At 41.8% G+C, this 16,038-nt stretch carries 12 protein-coding genes; 8 read left to right on the forward strand and 4 right to left on the reverse strand.

Going from position 1 to position 16,038, the window contains the following annotated elements; translation table 11 throughout:
- Nucleotides 1-18: 18 nt before the first annotated feature.
- Nucleotides 19-2,145: a glycogen debranching protein GlgX gene (glgX, locus tag A3775_RS14600; RefSeq protein WP_066380151.1), complete on the reverse strand. Its 2,127-nt coding sequence runs from the start codon at nt 2,143-2,145 to the stop codon at nt 19-21.
- 801 nt (nt 2,146-2,946) lie between these two features.
- On the opposite strand from glgX, the gene A3775_RS14605 reads away from it, so the two are divergent.
- From A3775_RS14605 to treS, 6 genes are all read left to right on the forward strand, one after another.
- Nucleotides 2,947-3,915 carry an SDR family oxidoreductase gene (locus A3775_RS14605; RefSeq protein WP_066380149.1) on the forward strand — a complete coding sequence of 323 codons (969 nt, stop codon included), beginning with the start codon at nt 2,947-2,949 and terminating at the stop codon, nt 3,913-3,915.
- 159 nt (nt 3,916-4,074) lie between these two features.
- On the forward strand, nt 4,075-4,899 hold the full coding sequence (locus A3775_RS14610) for an alpha/beta fold hydrolase (protein WP_066425564.1): 825 nt from the start codon (nt 4,075-4,077) through the stop codon (nt 4,897-4,899).
- Nucleotides 4,865-6,358, forward strand: a complete 1,494-nt coding sequence (locus tag A3775_RS14615; protein ID WP_231867015.1) for a hypothetical protein — start codon at nt 4,865-4,867, stop codon at nt 6,356-6,358. Before A3775_RS14610 ends, A3775_RS14615 begins: the two co-directional genes overlap by 35 nt.
- Nucleotides 6,359-6,456: 98 nt before the next feature.
- Entirely contained in the window at nt 6,457-7,038 is a 582-nt protein-coding gene (locus A3775_RS14620) for a general stress protein (protein ID WP_066425566.1), read from the forward strand.
- Between the two features lie 133 nt (nt 7,039-7,171).
- Nucleotides 7,172-8,182, forward strand: a complete 1,011-nt coding sequence (locus tag A3775_RS14625; RefSeq protein ID WP_066380143.1) for a sodium:calcium antiporter — start codon at nt 7,172-7,174, stop codon at nt 8,180-8,182.
- A 583-nt stretch (nt 8,183-8,765) separates the two neighbouring features.
- Entirely contained in the window at nt 8,766-12,122 is a 3,357-nt protein-coding gene (treS, locus tag A3775_RS14630; protein ID WP_066425569.1) for a maltose alpha-D-glucosyltransferase, read from the forward strand.
- A gap of 149 nt (nt 12,123-12,271) precedes the next feature.
- On the opposite strand, the gene A3775_RS14635 is transcribed toward treS, so the two are convergent.
- On the reverse strand, nt 12,272-12,847 hold the full coding sequence (locus tag A3775_RS14635) for an ureidoglycolate lyase (RefSeq protein WP_066425591.1): 576 nt from the start codon (nt 12,845-12,847) through the stop codon (nt 12,272-12,274).
- A 133-nt stretch (nt 12,848-12,980) separates the two neighbouring features.
- On the reverse strand, nt 12,981-13,841 hold the full coding sequence (locus A3775_RS14640; RefSeq protein ID WP_066380956.1) for a polysaccharide deacetylase family protein: 861 nt from the start codon (nt 13,839-13,841) through the stop codon (nt 12,981-12,983).
- A gap of 408 nt (nt 13,842-14,249) precedes the next feature.
- Between A3775_RS14640 and A3775_RS23655 the strand changes: the two genes are divergently transcribed.
- Both A3775_RS23655 and A3775_RS14650 read left to right on the forward strand, forming a co-directional pair.
- The gene (locus A3775_RS23655) at nt 14,250-14,435 is read left to right on the forward strand and encodes a beta-Ig-H3/fasciclin (RefSeq protein WP_082803756.1); all 186 of its coding nucleotides are present in this window, start codon (nt 14,250-14,252) and stop codon (nt 14,433-14,435) included.
- A 264-nt stretch (nt 14,436-14,699) separates the two neighbouring features.
- The gene (locus A3775_RS14650) at nt 14,700-15,161 is read left to right on the forward strand and encodes a hypothetical protein (protein ID WP_066425573.1); all 462 of its coding nucleotides are present in this window, start codon (nt 14,700-14,702) and stop codon (nt 15,159-15,161) included.
- Nucleotides 15,162-15,328: 167 nt separating this feature from the next.
- Here the strand turns inward: A3775_RS14650 and A3775_RS14655 are convergent, their stop codons facing one another.
- Nucleotides 15,329-15,616 (reverse strand): hypothetical protein, encoded by a 288-nt coding sequence (locus A3775_RS14655; protein WP_066380138.1) that lies wholly within the window; start codon nt 15,614-15,616, stop codon nt 15,329-15,331.
- Nucleotides 15,617-16,038 lie beyond the last annotated feature (422 nt).

Here is a 16,038-nt window from a genome sequence, read left to right on the forward strand (position 1 = left end):
ATCCTAGTGAAAATTACCCTAACCAATGCAACGTAAAACCACGAGCGATCGCTCAACCATAGGTACAGTTTGATAACCTGAAACTAAATGGCGATGTTGCAGAAATCGTGTTTCATTCGTATCAATGATTATTTGCCATGCCCTATCTTTCAAACTACTAGGCAAAGCAAATTCCAGTGGCTCATAATGAGCGTTAAAAAATAACAAAAAACTCTCATCCATGATGCGTTCACCATGCGGGCCAGGAGTAGCAATACCCTCACCATTTAAGAAAATTTCCAATACTTTGGCATAACTCACCAGCCATTGTTCTTCACTCATCTCACTACCATCGGCATTAAACCAACCAATATCACTAATGCCAATACCATGAATAGGACGACCTTGAAACCACTTACGCCGCCGGAATACTGGATGCTGATGACGAAAATAAATCAACTCGCGTGTAAAGTCTAATAAATCCTGATTTGATGTTTGTAAATCCCAATGTCGCCAAGAAATTTCATTATCTTGGCAGTAGGGATTATTATTACCCTTTTGACTACAGCCCAATTCATCCCCACTTAACAGCATCGGCACACCCTGAGACAGCATTAACGTAGTCAAAAAGTTTCGTCTTTGACGTTCCCGCAAACGTAATACTTCTGGGTCTTCGGTTTCGCCTTCCACGCCACAATTCCAGGATTTATGATTGTTATCACCATCCTGATTATTTTCCCCATTGGCTTGATTGTGCTTGTGGTTGTAGCTGACTAAATCATTCAAGGTAAAACCATCGTGGGAAGTAATAAAATTAATACTTGCATTCGGACTGCGCCCGTTTGTTTGATATAAATCTGGACTACCAGTAAAACAATAAGCAAAACTTCCCAAACTATTATCCGCACCACGCCAAAAATCTCTGACAGTATCCCGATATCTACCATTCCACTCAGTCCAACGTAGGGGAAAGTTCCCTACTTGATAACCGCCTTCTCCCAAATCCCAAGGTTCAGCAATTAGCTTTACATCAGCTAAAACTGGGTCTTGATGGATAATGTCAAAAAAAGCGGCTAGGCTATCTACTTCATATAATTCTCGCGCCAACGCCGAAGCCAAATCAAAACGGAAGCCATCAACGTGCATTTCCGTTACCCAGTAGCGCAAGCTATCCATAATTAACTTTAAAACTTGAGCATGGCGCACATTTAAAGAATTACCGCAACCTGTAAAATCCATGTAGTAGCGGGGGTTATCCTCGACCAAGCGGTAATACACACTATTATCAATGCCTCGTAATGACAGCGTAGGCCCTAAGTGATTACCTTCAGCCGTGTGATTGTAGACTACATCTAAAATTACCTCAATTCCTGCAAAGTGCAGATCCTTAACCATCTGCTTAAACTCGGTGACTTGTTGTCCTAAAGCACCACTGGCACTGTAGGCAGCATGAGGCGCAAAATAATTAACAGAATCGTATCCCCAATAATTCCTCAATCCCTTTTCTATGAGATGCCCTGGATAGGATAAAAAATGATGTACAGGCATTAACTCAACGGCTGTAATTCCGAGTTTTTGCAGATGAGAAATCACTGCGGGATGTGCCAACCCAGCATAAGTACCACGCAATTCTTCTGGAACCTCTGGATGTAGCTTAGTCAAACCCTTGACATGGGTTTCATAAATTACGGTTTCATGCCACGGTGTATATAGTAGTTTGTCTTCTCCCCAATCAAAAGATTCATCAACCACAACACACTTCGGCACAATCTCAGCATTATCTACATCAGAAAAGGCTAAATCTGCTGCTAGTGCATCCCAAGAATAGCCAAAAATAGCCTGATCATGAATAACCTCGCGATCAATTGCCTTAGCATAGGGGTCAATCAGCAATTTATTGGGATTAAAACGATGTCCTACCTCTGGCGACCAAGGGCCATGAACTCTAAATCCATATCGATTTCCCGGCCCCACTCCAGGGACATAACCATGCCAAACAAAATTGGTTTTTTCTGTCAAAGGTAGCCGAATTTCTCCACCATCTTCATCGAATAAACAAAGGTCTACACCAGTGGCATTCTCTGAAAATAAAGCAAAATTTGTACCTTTTCCATCCCAATAAGCTCCCAAGGGATAAACATTCCCTGGCCAAAGTGCTACATACATAAATTATTTTCCCAAAGTCGGTTTTTTTTTCACAACCAACGCCAGATTAAGAATAAAGAAAACAACCAGGTTTTATTCCTCCTCGAAGTCATACCTCATCATTGCTCTAATTGGCTTCCTGCCAAAAATCATAATTTATTTGATGTGTTTAATTTCGTTTCAAGCATACCTTGCCTAAAATTTTCTAATAATTATTGTTTTGAATAATAAGTAGTAAAAAATTATCTTACTTCCATCAGAAGTCAGAATAATTATATATTTCAAAGGTTGTATACATTCTGTTTTTATTCGTATCTTTAGTCTGAATTTATACTTTACTTTTAGACTAAATTCCTATCATACTCAGACAAAAAATCTTCAGGAAATTAATATTTAGAAATTAGAGAGAGTTATTCTTAAAAAAACTGGGTATCAACATATGTAAAGCTCATAAAATCCCTAAAAACCCTAGAATTATCCTAATTAATCCTCAATTTAATAGGCGGTAATTCGATTTTAATCTCCTGCCAATAAATGGACATATCCAAGTATTTATAGCTAAGGTTTGTATCCTAAGCTCCTGCAAAAATGCCAATAAACTTCTATCTTAAGACGGTAATAAAAATTAGCTAAATAATGCCACATTAGAACCTATGTTTTAGTCAACGAAATTGTAGCCAAATAGGTAAAAAATCAAGTTTAAAACATAAAAACGGTGATTAACTGCCAGTAGGGAAAGAAATCATCAAAAAAACTAGAAATTTGTTGTAAATAACTGCGATGGCTGCGCCTACCGTAAGTATCGCTCAAGGAGAAAGGAAAATGCCACGACCAATACACAGTTCCGTCATAGTGATAACAGGTGCATCAAGCGGTATTGGGCGAGCCACAGCCCTAGAGTTTGCTAAACAACGAGCCACATTACTCCTAGCCGCCAGGCGTGAGGGTGCTTTACAGGAAGTTGCTCAAGAGTGCGAACACCTAGGCGCAACGGCGATAGCAGTACGAACAGATGTCACTTTTGAATCCGATGTACAAGCCTTAGCACGCCGCGCCATTGAATCCTTTGGACGCTTAGATGTGTGGGTAAACAATGCCGCAGTCAGCGTCTTTGCACGGTTTGAAGATGCACCTATGCAAGCTTTCCGACGGGTAATAGAGACTAATTTATTTGGTTACATTTATGGGGCGCGTGCGGCTTTACCCCACTTTCGGGAACAAGGAAGCGGTAACTTGATTAATGTGTCTTCAGGTGTAGGCGTAACGGGTCAACCATACACAATTCCCTACACGATTAGCAAGTATGCGATTCGGGGACTTTCCGATTCGCTGCGGATGGAATTGTATTTAGATAATGCGCCTGATATTCATGTTTGTACTGTGTTGCCTGGTTCGATTGATACACCGATATTTCAACACGCCGGGAATTACACAGGTCGCCAAACTAAACCCATGACACCTTTATATCCTGCCAAACAAGTAGCTGAGGCGATCGCCGGTTTAGTAGAAAGACCACAGCGCGAAATCATCGTCGGTCAAGCCGTGTATTTGCAAGTGTTACAAAAAACCTTGACTCCCGATGCCTTTGAACAGATGATGGCAAATCAAGTAGACCAAGACCACTTCCAAGATCATAAACCCGCCCCCCATACCGATGGCAACGTCTTCGAGCCAATGCAAGACTACACAGGCATCAGTGGCAACTGGTTAGTTCGAGATGGCATGACAAGTCAAGATATCTGGGATATGGCAAGACAAGCAGCACAGAGAATAGGTTTACCCATGTCTTAAACAGAGAGTAGGGAGGAATCAATTCAAAATTCAAAATTCAAAATTCAAAATTCAAGATTTCTCCCCCTTTCTCTCTCTGCGCCTCTGCGCGACGGACACTTTGCTCAAGTCGGGAAACCCGCCCACGCAAGTGTCCTCCTCTGCGTGAAAAAAACCACCATGAACTTACCAAAAGGCAAACTAGAGAGCCAATACACCAACGTCAATGGTTTATCAATACACGCGCGAGTCTCATCACTTAAACCAGAGACTCCCGTCATAATTCTCGTGCATGGGTTGGTAGTTTCCAGTCGTTACATGACTCCCCTCGGCGAGTTACTAGCACCAGATTTTCAGGTGTATGCGCCAGACTTGCCCGGTTACGGTGAAAGTGACAAGCCAAAACACACCTTAGAATTACCAGAGTTGGCAGATATTTTATGCCAATGGATGGATGCAGTGGGAATTGAACGCGCAACCATGCTGGGTAACTCCTTCGGCTGTCAGATTATAGTTGAATTTGCCCTACATCATAGCGATCGCCTAGAACGAGCCATCTTACAAGGCCCCACCATTGACCCCCACGCCCGCACCTTACCGCAGCAATTATGGCGATTTTTCCGTAACGCTCCCCTAGAAAACCCCTCTCAAGCTCCCCTGCAAGTTTACGATTATTGGCAAGCTGGTTTTTCCCGCTTTATTCGTACCGTTCAAATCGCCTTCGCCGACCGAATTGAAGACAAACTACCCGATGTCCCCGTCCCCACATTAGTTGTGCGTGGTCGAGAAGACCCCGTTGTTAGCCAGCAGTGGGCGGAGGAAGTTGTGCATCTGTTACCAAATGCGCGACTAGCTGTAATTCCTGGTGGGGGGCATACCCTGAATTACAGTAGACCTCTGGAACTAACCCGCGTCACTCGTGCCTTCATTAACGCTACACAACCCTACTCAGTTGCAAAGGAGAATTTCAATGCAAACGCCCTTTTATCAAGGAATGTTAGCTGATTGGATGGCACAATTACGCATAGCTCCGCCTTACATCGCCGGTTTTGACTCTGCCACGGCAATGTTACGGGCAACTGCTGCTTATCTGCGGGGTGAAGATTTTCCGGGGATGGGTTCAATGCCAGCCGCGTTAGAACCAATCTCGATTTTAATTAACAAGTTGCCCCGACCTGTAAAAGAGTTGATCTATACTGCTGGTAGTGCAGGGGAAGCCATTCCCGCCGCCAGGTTGGGAGATGTTAGCAGCGAGGTAGTCTCAGAATGGATGGTGAATGAGTACCCCCAACATCAATATCCAGCCGTGGCGATTGGTTCGGCTAGTGGTGCATTGGTGCATTTATGTGCAGCTTTAGGAATGCCTTGGCTACCTCAAACTTATTTAATTCCTGTACTCCACCCAGAATTACATCCCGATGAACCCCAAAAGGCGATGGAGTGGGGCAGGGAAAAAGCCAAGCCTTTGCTAAATGCTAACCCAGATTTGCAACTACATCACATGTATGACCCCAATCAAGACCGCTTGACTTTGCGGGGGATGACTTATTTTCGGGTGAAGCGTCGGGCTTTGGGGGAAACTTATAAACGCTTTTTGCAAAACTGCTTACCTAAAGGCGGAACGATTTTTATTGTTGAGTGTCAGCGAACTTGGCACACAACGCAAGTTGACGATCGCCACTTTTTCCAGTTTGGGGCGTTAGGTGGTGCCACCCCAGAGGAGTTTCTCTATGGTAGCCGACGTGTCAGCGAATATTTAGAACGCTATCATTCCCATCGCCGACAATGGGAAGCACCCCAACCTGATAGCGATCGCCCAGAAGCCGAATGGGGTTTTGAGCCTATGCTACGGGAAGATATCGAAAATTTCGCCCGCGATCGCGGTTATCATCTCCGGCGCATCGTCTTTAAAGAACCAGAACACCTCAGCCCCTTTGTTGCTGAATTATATCGTTGGTGGTACAAAAAACGGGGCATCATGGCTAACCGTTTGTTTGTCGAATCCTTCATCCTCCTAGAACCAATGTGGTCTTTGCGTACTGCTTCTGTACCATTTTGGATGAAGTTTAACATGGAACCGTCACTTGATTGGATTCAGCAATACTTGAAGCAGACAGAACCCTATGATGAAATTTATCTGATACTTTTCTCTCATGGGGTAGATGCGGCAGGTTTGCCGACTATCGAACAATGGCGAGAGGTGTTTAAGTATGCACGCCAGCGCGGCGAGTTCGTCGGCATTACAGAAGATTTTCCGCGCAACTTTCCCGCTTTAATCCAATATAATACCGAACTACCACGACTGATCAAAGCTCGTTATCCAGTTCCAGGTGCTTTGAGTTTAGAAGAACTAGATAAATTTATTGAACAAGTAGGCGATACTTTCCCCGTGCATTGGTTAGGAAAAACATCATTATCAGATGCTGACGGACAAGTTTTAACACCAATTCAAAATTTAAAATAGCCTACGGCTAAGTTTACGCCTACAAAATTCAAAGTTTAAACAATGATTAGATTCTCAATCCTCAATCTCCAGTCCCCACTCCCCACATCGAGGTGAATATGACAAATAATCATCCAAAAATCGGCTTAGGAGTATTTACTAAATCCTCAGAATTAGAGCAAGCGATTAATCAATTAAAAGCGGCTGACTTCCCTGTAGAACAGATTTCTGTGATTGCCAAAGATGTAGAAAAAAGGGACGCAGTAGGCGATGTCAAGGTGAGCGATCGCATCGGTAGTCAAGATGTAAATACTACAGGTGCAATCGGTGATACACTGGCAGCAACTACTTGGGGTGGTTTATTGGTGGGTATCAGCAGTTTAGCTCTGCCTGGTGCTTTAGGAGCATTACTAGCAGCAGGTTCTATCGGTGCTGCTTTAATTGCTAGCATCGGAGGTGTAGCAGTGGGAACAGCAGCATACGAGAATTTAGTCAAGGCGTTGGTGAATTTAGGCATACCAGAAAATCGAGCCAGAATTTATAGCGATCGCCTCCAACAAAGTTATTATTTACTCATACTCAATGGCACAGACACAGAAATTCATCGGGTAGAAGACAGCTTACGCCAGCATAGTATCCAAAACTGGGATATTTACGATTTACCCCAGCAGAATAACCTGAAAATTGGGGCTACAGGCTAGCAGCGACAGGTTAGAGACAGAAGGAAACAGAGATTTTCTAGCTCTGATTGTGGGATAAACAGCCTGTGGGATTTTATCTTGAAAGAGTGTTTTCATTCTTTTTGTTCCCATCTCACCATCTCTAGCCTTAATCATGCTGCTATTTATTCAAGTTCTGGTTTGCTTTATTTTAGTGATTGCGGTAGGAATCAAGCTTTCCCAAAGTGCCGATATCTTGGCAGAAAAAACTGGATTAGGACGTACTTGGATTGGCACCATCTTACTAGCGGGTGTGACTTCTTTACCAGAGTTAGCAACAGGAATTAGTGCCATAGTTATTTTTAATTCCCCAGACTTGGCTGTGGGGGGAATTTTGGGCAGTTGTTTATTTAATTTGCTGATTTTAGCACTATTGGATATTGTGACTGGCCCTGAGCCATTACTGAAACAAGCACAGATTAGTCATGGATTAGCCGCGAGTCTGGGTTGTGTGATGCTAGGTGTAGCGGCGGCTGGAATGCTGTTGGCACAAACCAATGTGAATTTAAGCTTGGGATGGGTGGGTATTCCCAGTGTGTTATTAATTTTGTTGTATTTTGTCAGTGCTAGAACCATTGCCCGATTTGAGTCTAGACGACGTGCTGCCGTGTTAGAAGAAGAAGTAGAGATTTTTCAATACGAAGACATAACTACTCAACAAGCTTATCGACAATTTTGTTTGCATTCAGTAGCAATTGTAATTTTAGGGGTGTGGCTAGCATTTTTAGGTGATCAAATTGCCGAAATTACTGGATTAGGCAAGAGTTTCATCGGTGCGATTTTATTAGCTACAGCGACTTCTTTACCTGAAATAGTGGCATCCGTGGCAGCAGTAAGACTCAACGCCGTAGATTTGGCAGTTTCTAACCTTTTTGGTTCTAATATCTTTAATTTAGCGATTCTTGGCATTTATGATTTAGTTTATCTTTCGGGTAGTCTGTGGTTAAGTATTAGCCGAATACATATTTTTACAGATATTGTAGCGATGGTGATGACCTCAATAGCGATCGCCGGTCTAATTTACCATGCCGTTAGTCGTTCCCGAATGTATCTCACTTGGGATGGACTAACTCTTATTTTTCTCTACATCGGCGGCATGTATGTTGTTTACCGTAATTTACTATGAAATGAATAACTAGCGATCGCTATCTGGGAACACTGTAATCATCAGTCAAGTCGCTTCTCTGCAAGACGCTACGCGAACGCTCCAATTCAAAATTAAAAATTCAAAATTCTTGCATTAAAGACAATTAGTGGGGGCTTGAACCCACCACTAATTTTTCGCGTAGCGTCCCGTAGGGAAGACCACTAAATTGAAAATTTAGTGGGGAGTCTTAAACCTGATTATTCATCCGCCAGTCGTACAGAATTTATTCTGAATTCTGACTCCTGACTCCTGTATTCTGGTAGATAAAAACCTTAACCAAAATGCTGTTGATAGTATCAATAAATTTTTAGCCTCTTAAACATGAGTGAAACGGTTAAGAGCAGCTGGTTTGATCATGAATCTTATTGAATTTCAACCCTGATTACAGATGTTTTAGGCAACGTCTCTATATTCATATTGTAAGTATTCGGTTGTTTCTGACTCTTTGGTTATAGTTCCTTTGGCTATGGGAGTCATCCCTGTGTTAGATTAATCCAGTCACAATCTGAGCTACTCTGAGGATGAAATTAACTTCTAATGATGTGGCTGGTAAATTATTTAAATGCCTAATTTAACTTTAGAAAATGACCCGTTGTGGTTTAAAAATGCAATAATTTATGAGTTACCTGTGCGGGCATTTGCTGACAGTAATGGTGATGGTATAGGAGATTTTCGGGGACTGACGGAAAAGTTAGATTATCTCCAAGAGTTGGGGATTAATGCTATCTGGTTACTGCCATTTTTTCCCTCACCTTTAAAGGATGATGGTTATGATATTGCTGATTACACCAGTGTGAACCCGATTTATGGTTCGTTGGCAGATTTTAAACAGTTATTGACTGCTGCCCATCAGCGTGGAATTCGGGTAATTATTGAGTTAATTATTAACCATACATCTGATCAGCATCCTTGGTTTCAACGGGCGCGGCGTTCACCAAAAGGCAGTCCAGAACGAGATTTTTATGTCTGGAGTGATAGCCCGGAAAAATATCAAGAAGCACGGATTATTTTTCAAGATTTTGAAACTTCTAATTGGGCTTGGGATGCAGTCGCTAAAGCATATTATTGGCATCGTTTCTACTCCCATCAGCCTGATTTAAATTATGATCATCCCTTAGTGCGTCAAGCTGTATTTGAGGTTCTAGATTTTTGGTTGGGGATGGGTGTTGATGGGTTGCGTATGGATGCAGTTCCTTATTTATATGAACGGGAAGGAACGAACTGCGAAAATTTACCAGAAACTCATGGGTTTTTACAAGAGTTGCGATCGCACGTTGACGCGAAATACCCTAACCGGATGCTGCTAGCAGAAGCTAACCAATGGCCAGAAGATGCAGCCCAATATTATGGTACAGGGAATGAGTGTCACATGAACTTCCATTTTCCCCTGATGCCACGTTTATTTATGGCGTTGCGAATGGAAGATAATTTTCCCATTGTCGATATTCTCCAGCAAACTCCACCCATTCCTGATAATTGTCAATGGGCGTTATTCCTCCGCAACCATGACGAACTTACCTTAGAAATGGTGACGGATGAAGATAGAGACTTTATGTATAAGGTATATGCTCAAGACCCAGTAATGCGGCTGAATTTGGGCATTCGTCGCCGATTATCGCCACTTTTAGGGAATGACCGCCGTCAGATAGAATTACTTAATAGTTTACTGTTATCTCTGCCAGGTACACCGGTGATATATTATGGTGATGAGATTGGCATGGGTGATAACGTTTATTTAGGCGATCGCAATGGTGTCAGAACTCCCATGCAGTGGAGTGCAGATCGAAATGCTGGTTTTAGTCGCGCTAATCCCCAGCGTTTATACCTGCCGGTAATTATAGACTCAGAATACCACTATGAAGCGGTGAACGTGGAAGCTCAACGGGCTAACCCTAACTCTCTGTGGTATTTCATGAAGCGGTTGTTAGCAACTCGTAAACGCTTTCAAGCTTTAGGAAAAGGACATTTAGAATTACTACACTCTAGTAACCGTAAAGTTTTCGCTTTCATCCGTCGCACATCCACAGAACAAATTCTCGTCGTCGCCAATTTATCCCACTACGTCCAAACAGTAGGTTTAGACCTTTCAGCATACAACGGACTGCTACCAGTGGAGATTTTTGGCAATACGGAATTTCCCAAAATTGGCGAATCAGCTTATTTTCTCAGTTTGAGTCCCTACGGCGTTTATTGGTTTACTCTACAACCTAAACCTAGTTTGACTCAACCACCCAAACCGCAAGCAGAGTTACCTACATTAGTGGTGACGGATGCCTGGCAAAATGTGATTTCGCAACGAGAAGTTAAAGCCGTTTTAGAGTCAACACTGCGGGATTATCTCTATACCTGTGATTGGTTTGGTGGTAAAACTCAGACTGTACAATCAGTGCAAATTACTGAAGCGATCGCCATACCCTATAATCAGAAGTTAGCTGAAATTGTCTGGTTACAGGTGGAATATCTGCAAGCCAGTCAGGAAACATATCTATTATTTTTAGCTTATGCCGAAGGTGAACCAGCACTGCACCTATTAGCGGAAACACCACAGGCTGTCATGGCGCGTCTGCAAGTGCAAGCACAAGAAGAAGTCGGAATTTTATATGATGCTTTAGCAGACAAAGACTTTATCTTGGCATTGTTAGATATCATTGCTGATCATCGCACCTATCAGGGAACAACCGGCGAATTATTGGGTACAGCCACAGATTTATTTCCCCACAACCAACCAGCAATTTATCGTCATCCTACCGTCAAAGAAGGAGGAGAACAAACCAAAACTTATATTATGTATGACGATAGCCTGTGTTTGAAACTATTCCGCAAAGTCGAAACAGGTATGCACCCTGATTTAGAAATTCGGCGATTTTTAGGTGAGAAAAAACGCTTACAACATTTTGTACCGGTAGTTGGAGCGTTAGAATATCGCTATCCTCATAAATCAGGATATAGTCCCGCTTTACCTGTGACTGTTGGTATTTTACAAGAGTTAATTTTAGACACCCGCAGTGGTTGGGAATATACCCTTGATAGCTTACGCCACTATTTTGATGTTGTCAGCACCGAACAAGCCAATATTGCCGAAATGCCTCTATCATCGGCTTCTTGGCTAGATTTACAAACAAACGAAATTCCCGACTTGGCAATACAAACTATGAACTCTTACCTGCCAAATGTGCAACTATTAGGTAAGACTACAGCTGAATTGCATATTGCCCTTGCCGCCGACACAGATAACCCCGACTTTGCGCCAGAACCTTTTTCATCATTTTATCAGCGTTCCATCTATCAAAATGGCCGCAACTTAACCGGGCAAGTCTTTCGGGTACTGCACGAAAAATTAGCATCATTACCAGCCAATACCCAACAATTAGCCTTAGAAGTCATCAATAGCCAGCATGAAATTTTATCATGTTTTCAGTCAGTAGTCAAACAAAAAATTACAGCTAAACGGACGCGTTATCATGGGGACTATCATCTAGGGCAGTTGCTATATACAGGTAGAGACTTTATCATTACACATTTTGAAGGAAAAGCCGCCAGGAGTTTGAGCGATCGCCGGCGCAAGCGATCGCCCCTCAAAGATGTAGCATCCATGTTAGTATCATTTCAATACGCAGTCACTCAAGCCTTACGCCAAGAAATCGCCAGTGGGATGATTGTCCCAGAAAATCAGCCTGTGATGGCACAATGGGCGCAGATGTGGTACACCTGGGTAAGTAAAGCCTTTTTAAACTCCTATTTAGCAACAGCGAGCCAAGACACCTTTTTACCGAAATCAACCGCAGAATTGCAAGTATTACTAACTACTAGCGTCTTAGAAAAATTGATTGACACCCTAGACTCAGAACTGAAACATCGCCCAGACTGGGTAGAAGTACCACTACAATTAATTCTACAACTGCTCATAGAAACTTTGTGAAGTCAAGATTGCAGTTTTCGGTAATGAATAGCGACAAATTCCTGTATATACTCACTATCATTAGATCAGAAATAATCATTGGTGACGGCGATTGCTCAAAGTTTTCTGAGCAATCGTTTTTTTTCTGAAGCTTAACAGCAACACCCCACTCAAAATTCTAATTGAATCTCACAATTTAAGCGTTGTAGCAGTGAAATCTTATACACATCACCCTGATTCATTTCGCCCGGAGTCTGCATTTGACTCAAAGCCGTGACGACCTCATCAGAATTAGCTGTTAAAATCACCACAGGGCGATCATCGCCAGCTATAGGAAAATCATGCCAAGTACCGAGATGTAACAACAAACCTTGTCCAGCCTGAAAACGCAAAGCCTGAACTTGACTTAAACTAGGTAAATCCTCCCCAGCCTGATGATTAGGTGGAGCCATCACCATAATAAACGGAGCCTGACCCAAAGCGATAAACATTTGAGTCATATACAGATGCCTTTCCAACCAAATAACTGGCGGATATCCCGGTAAAATCTTCGCAGTTCTAAAAGTTGCCCTTCCCCGATAGATAAAATCTACATTTTCCCCTTCCAATACCCTATCTTGATAAAAAGGAATACCCAACCCTGGCTTACAGACATCATCCCCCAACAAAAACCCATAAGGTTGAACATTTTCCGCATTAGCATCAAATACAGGTACCCTTAAAACTGGAGTTGAAGAAGTAGCCATACCACTAACCCAAATGCCTCTAATAAATCGTGCATCCAAAACCAAAAACCTTCACTAACTCTCTGCGTTCCTACCCTGCGGGAACGCCTAACGGCGTATGCGTTACCTCCGCGCACCTTTGCGTTGAAAAATTTTAATCAATCCTTTCCTCAACCATCCAATCATAAATCCCCTCACCAGTAGTTAACCAAGTATTAGGATGACCTTTAATATATAATAAACATTCCTTTAAATACTTTAACCGCAGAGGTTGACCAACAATAAAAGGATGCAACCCAATAGCCATAACCCGTCCTTGAAGTTTACCATCTTGCCAAAGTTGATCAAATTGGTCAATAATTGCTTGCGAAAATTCAGCACCAGAAAAGCGATTACTCAAACACAAACTAATATCATTAGCTTCGATAGTATAAGGAATAGCTAACAATTGCCCATCAGACACAGGATACCAAAAAGGTTGCTCATCATTTACCCAGTCAGCAGTATAAACAATACCCGCCGCCTGTAATAAATCAAAAGTTGATTCAGTAATTGAAAAACCTGGCGTAAGCCAACCTTTAGGAATTTTGCCAGTAGCTTCGCGGAATAAATCTAAAGTTTGATTAATTACCTGAGTTTCTGTTTCTCTATCCATGCCACTATGCCCAGTGGAATTATTTAAGCCATGTGCCATGACTTCCCAACCACATTGTGTGATAGCTGCCATAATTTCTGGATAAAGCGGACAAATTTCCCCATTCACTGCGGCAGTAACCGGAATTTCCAACTCAGCAAATAATTCCAATAACCGCCAAATTCCCACTTGATTCCCATAGTCTCGCCAACCATAGTTAGCAATTTCTGGATAACTATTTAAATGAGGTTGAATAGCTGTCCCTAATTTCCCAAAAGTGAAATGTTCGATATTCATGACTACCCACACAGCCACTCTGGCATCATGGGGAAGTTTAAAGATGGGACGTTGTGAAATTGGTTGAAAAGATGGAGGCTGTATCATCATAATATAAATGTCAAGATTTGCGGATTTGAACAAGTAGGAATTAGCCCCAACTCACTGTTGATTCATCGGGTGCGTGATGTTACCTATAACGTCTCTAAAATTCAGAAACAGTATCACTTGTAAATTAATATATACCCTGCTCTCAGAAAAAAGCCTTATAACCAACGACGGATGTAAAAGCTGACTAAATCACTCAGGATAAAGCCAAACTGGCAACAATTCTCATAGTAGGGAAAACCTTGTGTATCGTTAGCACCAAGCATTACAGGCGTTCAATAAATAATTTTCGATTTGGCAATTCAGCTTTGGAAACTGTACGTTTCACCGTAGGTGTTTTCATGGCCAAGATTTCGATAGTACCCACATTTTAACTGTTCAAACTTAATTCTCATAGGAGGATTTATGAGCAAAAAATTCTGTTTGTTAGCTTCATCTGTTGGGTTAAGTATATTTATAGGAGCCTGCGCGCCTGCTACGCAAACCCCAACCACCGCACCCCCAGCCGCTACACCCCCAGTTGTCACTCCAGAAGTTGTTCCACCAGTCACGCCAGAAGTTACACCTGGAACGACTCCAACCACGCCTTAAAATCTGAGTAGGGGTTTAGCATCGCTAAACCCTTATAGGAACTTGGGAGTAGGGTATATTGATTTTTTTGTGTGAGGTTGTGGGATTTTCTCGTGAGTAGCTGAGAGGCTATTTGTGTAATTTCTCCGCTCAATCAATTTTTTTATTGGCGTGAACTGCATAAATTTATGCTACATCGGTGATAAAAAGTCAAGCCGATTGTGGACAATAAAGACTCATAAAAAAATTGATTAACCCCATCATCATGGGGCGGTGAGGTATATTATGATTCATCACATTTCTATTTCTGCTGAGAATCCCCAACAAGTTGCCCAAGTTCTAGCAGAAGTCTTGGATGGTAAAGCTGTTCCCTTTTTCCCCCATCCAGGGAGTTACATGGTTTTACCCCTCGATGAACACGGTACAGGGATTGAAATTTATCCTTTAAAAACTCAGCTAAAACCCGGTGAAGGTGATCATGAAGTCACTTTTGTCGAGGCTTCTACTGTGTCTGGTTATACAGCTACCCATGCCGCCATTTCTGTCTCTACTACTCAAGAGAAAATCGAACAGATTGGTAATCGCGAAGGTTGGAGAGTTGTACGCTGTAATCGTGACTCTTTCTTTGATGTGATTGAGTTCTGGTTAGAAAACAGAATCATGATTGAACTGCTTACACCAGAAATGGCAGCTCAATATTTAGCAGCTACACATCCTGAAAATTTACAAAAAATGTTCGCTGCATAAACATCAAGGTAGGAGACTGGCAGGGGAATTTATCCGGGTGAAGCTCAAGAGCTTTGTTCATGCTACGCTAACGGCAGTTCACCCGGTTACTCAATCACAATACCTATTATTTATGCACACGCAGTCAGCAATAGAGGCGGTAATCCTGAAACAAGTTTGTTTGATGACTAGGCAGAAAATTCAGATATTAGGTAAGAAATACTAAATGCAAACATCGCTAACAAAACTGGTATCACTGTGCTGATTTCCAGTTTCCGCGTTTTGAACACCTCTAGCAAAGATATCGGCACAATTACAGGCCAAAAAACTGTTGTAATTAAAAACATGATAAAAGATAAAAATTTGTCTTCTGGGGAAGAAGTAGGGTGACGCAGCGAAAAGCGTAGCCAGTTAATAAAAAAGTAACAAGTCATCAATAGATAACTAATGATTAAAGTTAATTGTATTTGGTTCATGACAATTACTCCTGAAGCTCTTGGATATGATCTAGAATAATTTCAGAGAAATTATTCCACAATGGACTTAATAGAAAATCATAGAGGATTTAAAAGAAATCTTGCTGTTTTTGACCAACATTTAAATTGATAAAAAACTGCTATTTCTTCGTCAGGAAAATCCTAGGAGAATCATAAACTACATCAAACAGTAATTCTACGGTAATAGCGATAAATATTACTGAGATTACTGAGAAAAAAATGGCGAATGTTGCATCATACTTTACTTATCTGAGACTTATAGTCATGGTTGTTTGGGTTTAAATGTATTCGATTTGACTGGTTGTTTATATTGCACCAGATTTGAGTCTTAGAAAATTTATCACCTATACCAGTAAAATTTCAAGATAAATATTGTTGCAGTTTATAAAAATAAGATGATG

The sequence above is a fragment of the Anabaena sp. 4-3 genome (assembly GCF_001597745.1).
Lineage (GTDB): Bacteria > Cyanobacteriota > Cyanobacteriia > Cyanobacteriales > Nostocaceae > Trichormus.

What these genes read in the sequence shown, in the direction of transcription:
- A3775_RS23655 (WP_082803756.1), top strand. Translation starts at nt 14,250, where the DNA reads ATGAGCAAAAAATTCTGTTTGTTAGCTTCATCTGTTGGGTTAAGTATA.
- glgX (WP_066380151.1), bottom strand. Translation starts at nt 2,145, where the DNA reads ATGTATGTAGCACTTTGGCCAGGGAATGTTTATCCCTTGGGAGCTTAT.
- A3775_RS14650 (WP_066425573.1), top strand. Translation starts at nt 14,700, where the DNA reads ATGATTCATCACATTTCTATTTCTGCTGAGAATCCCCAACAAGTTGCC.
- A3775_RS14610 (WP_066425564.1), top strand. Translation starts at nt 4,075, where the DNA reads ATGAACTTACCAAAAGGCAAACTAGAGAGCCAATACACCAACGTCAAT.
- A3775_RS14635 (WP_066425591.1), bottom strand. Translation starts at nt 12,847, where the DNA reads ATGGCTACTTCTTCAACTCCAGTTTTAAGGGTACCTGTATTTGATGCT.
- A3775_RS14625 (WP_066380143.1), top strand. Translation starts at nt 7,172, where the DNA reads ATGCTGCTATTTATTCAAGTTCTGGTTTGCTTTATTTTAGTGATTGCG.
- A3775_RS14655 (WP_066380138.1), bottom strand. Translation starts at nt 15,616, where the DNA reads ATGAACCAAATACAATTAACTTTAATCATTAGTTATCTATTGATGACT.
- A3775_RS14620 (WP_066425566.1), top strand. Translation starts at nt 6,457, where the DNA reads ATGACAAATAATCATCCAAAAATCGGCTTAGGAGTATTTACTAAATCC.
- A3775_RS14615 (WP_231867015.1), top strand. Translation starts at nt 4,865, where the DNA reads ATGCAAACGCCCTTTTATCAAGGAATGTTAGCTGATTGGATGGCACAA.
- A3775_RS14605 (WP_066380149.1), top strand. Translation starts at nt 2,947, where the DNA reads ATGCCACGACCAATACACAGTTCCGTCATAGTGATAACAGGTGCATCA.
- treS (WP_066425569.1), top strand. Translation starts at nt 8,766, where the DNA reads ATGCCTAATTTAACTTTAGAAAATGACCCGTTGTGGTTTAAAAATGCA.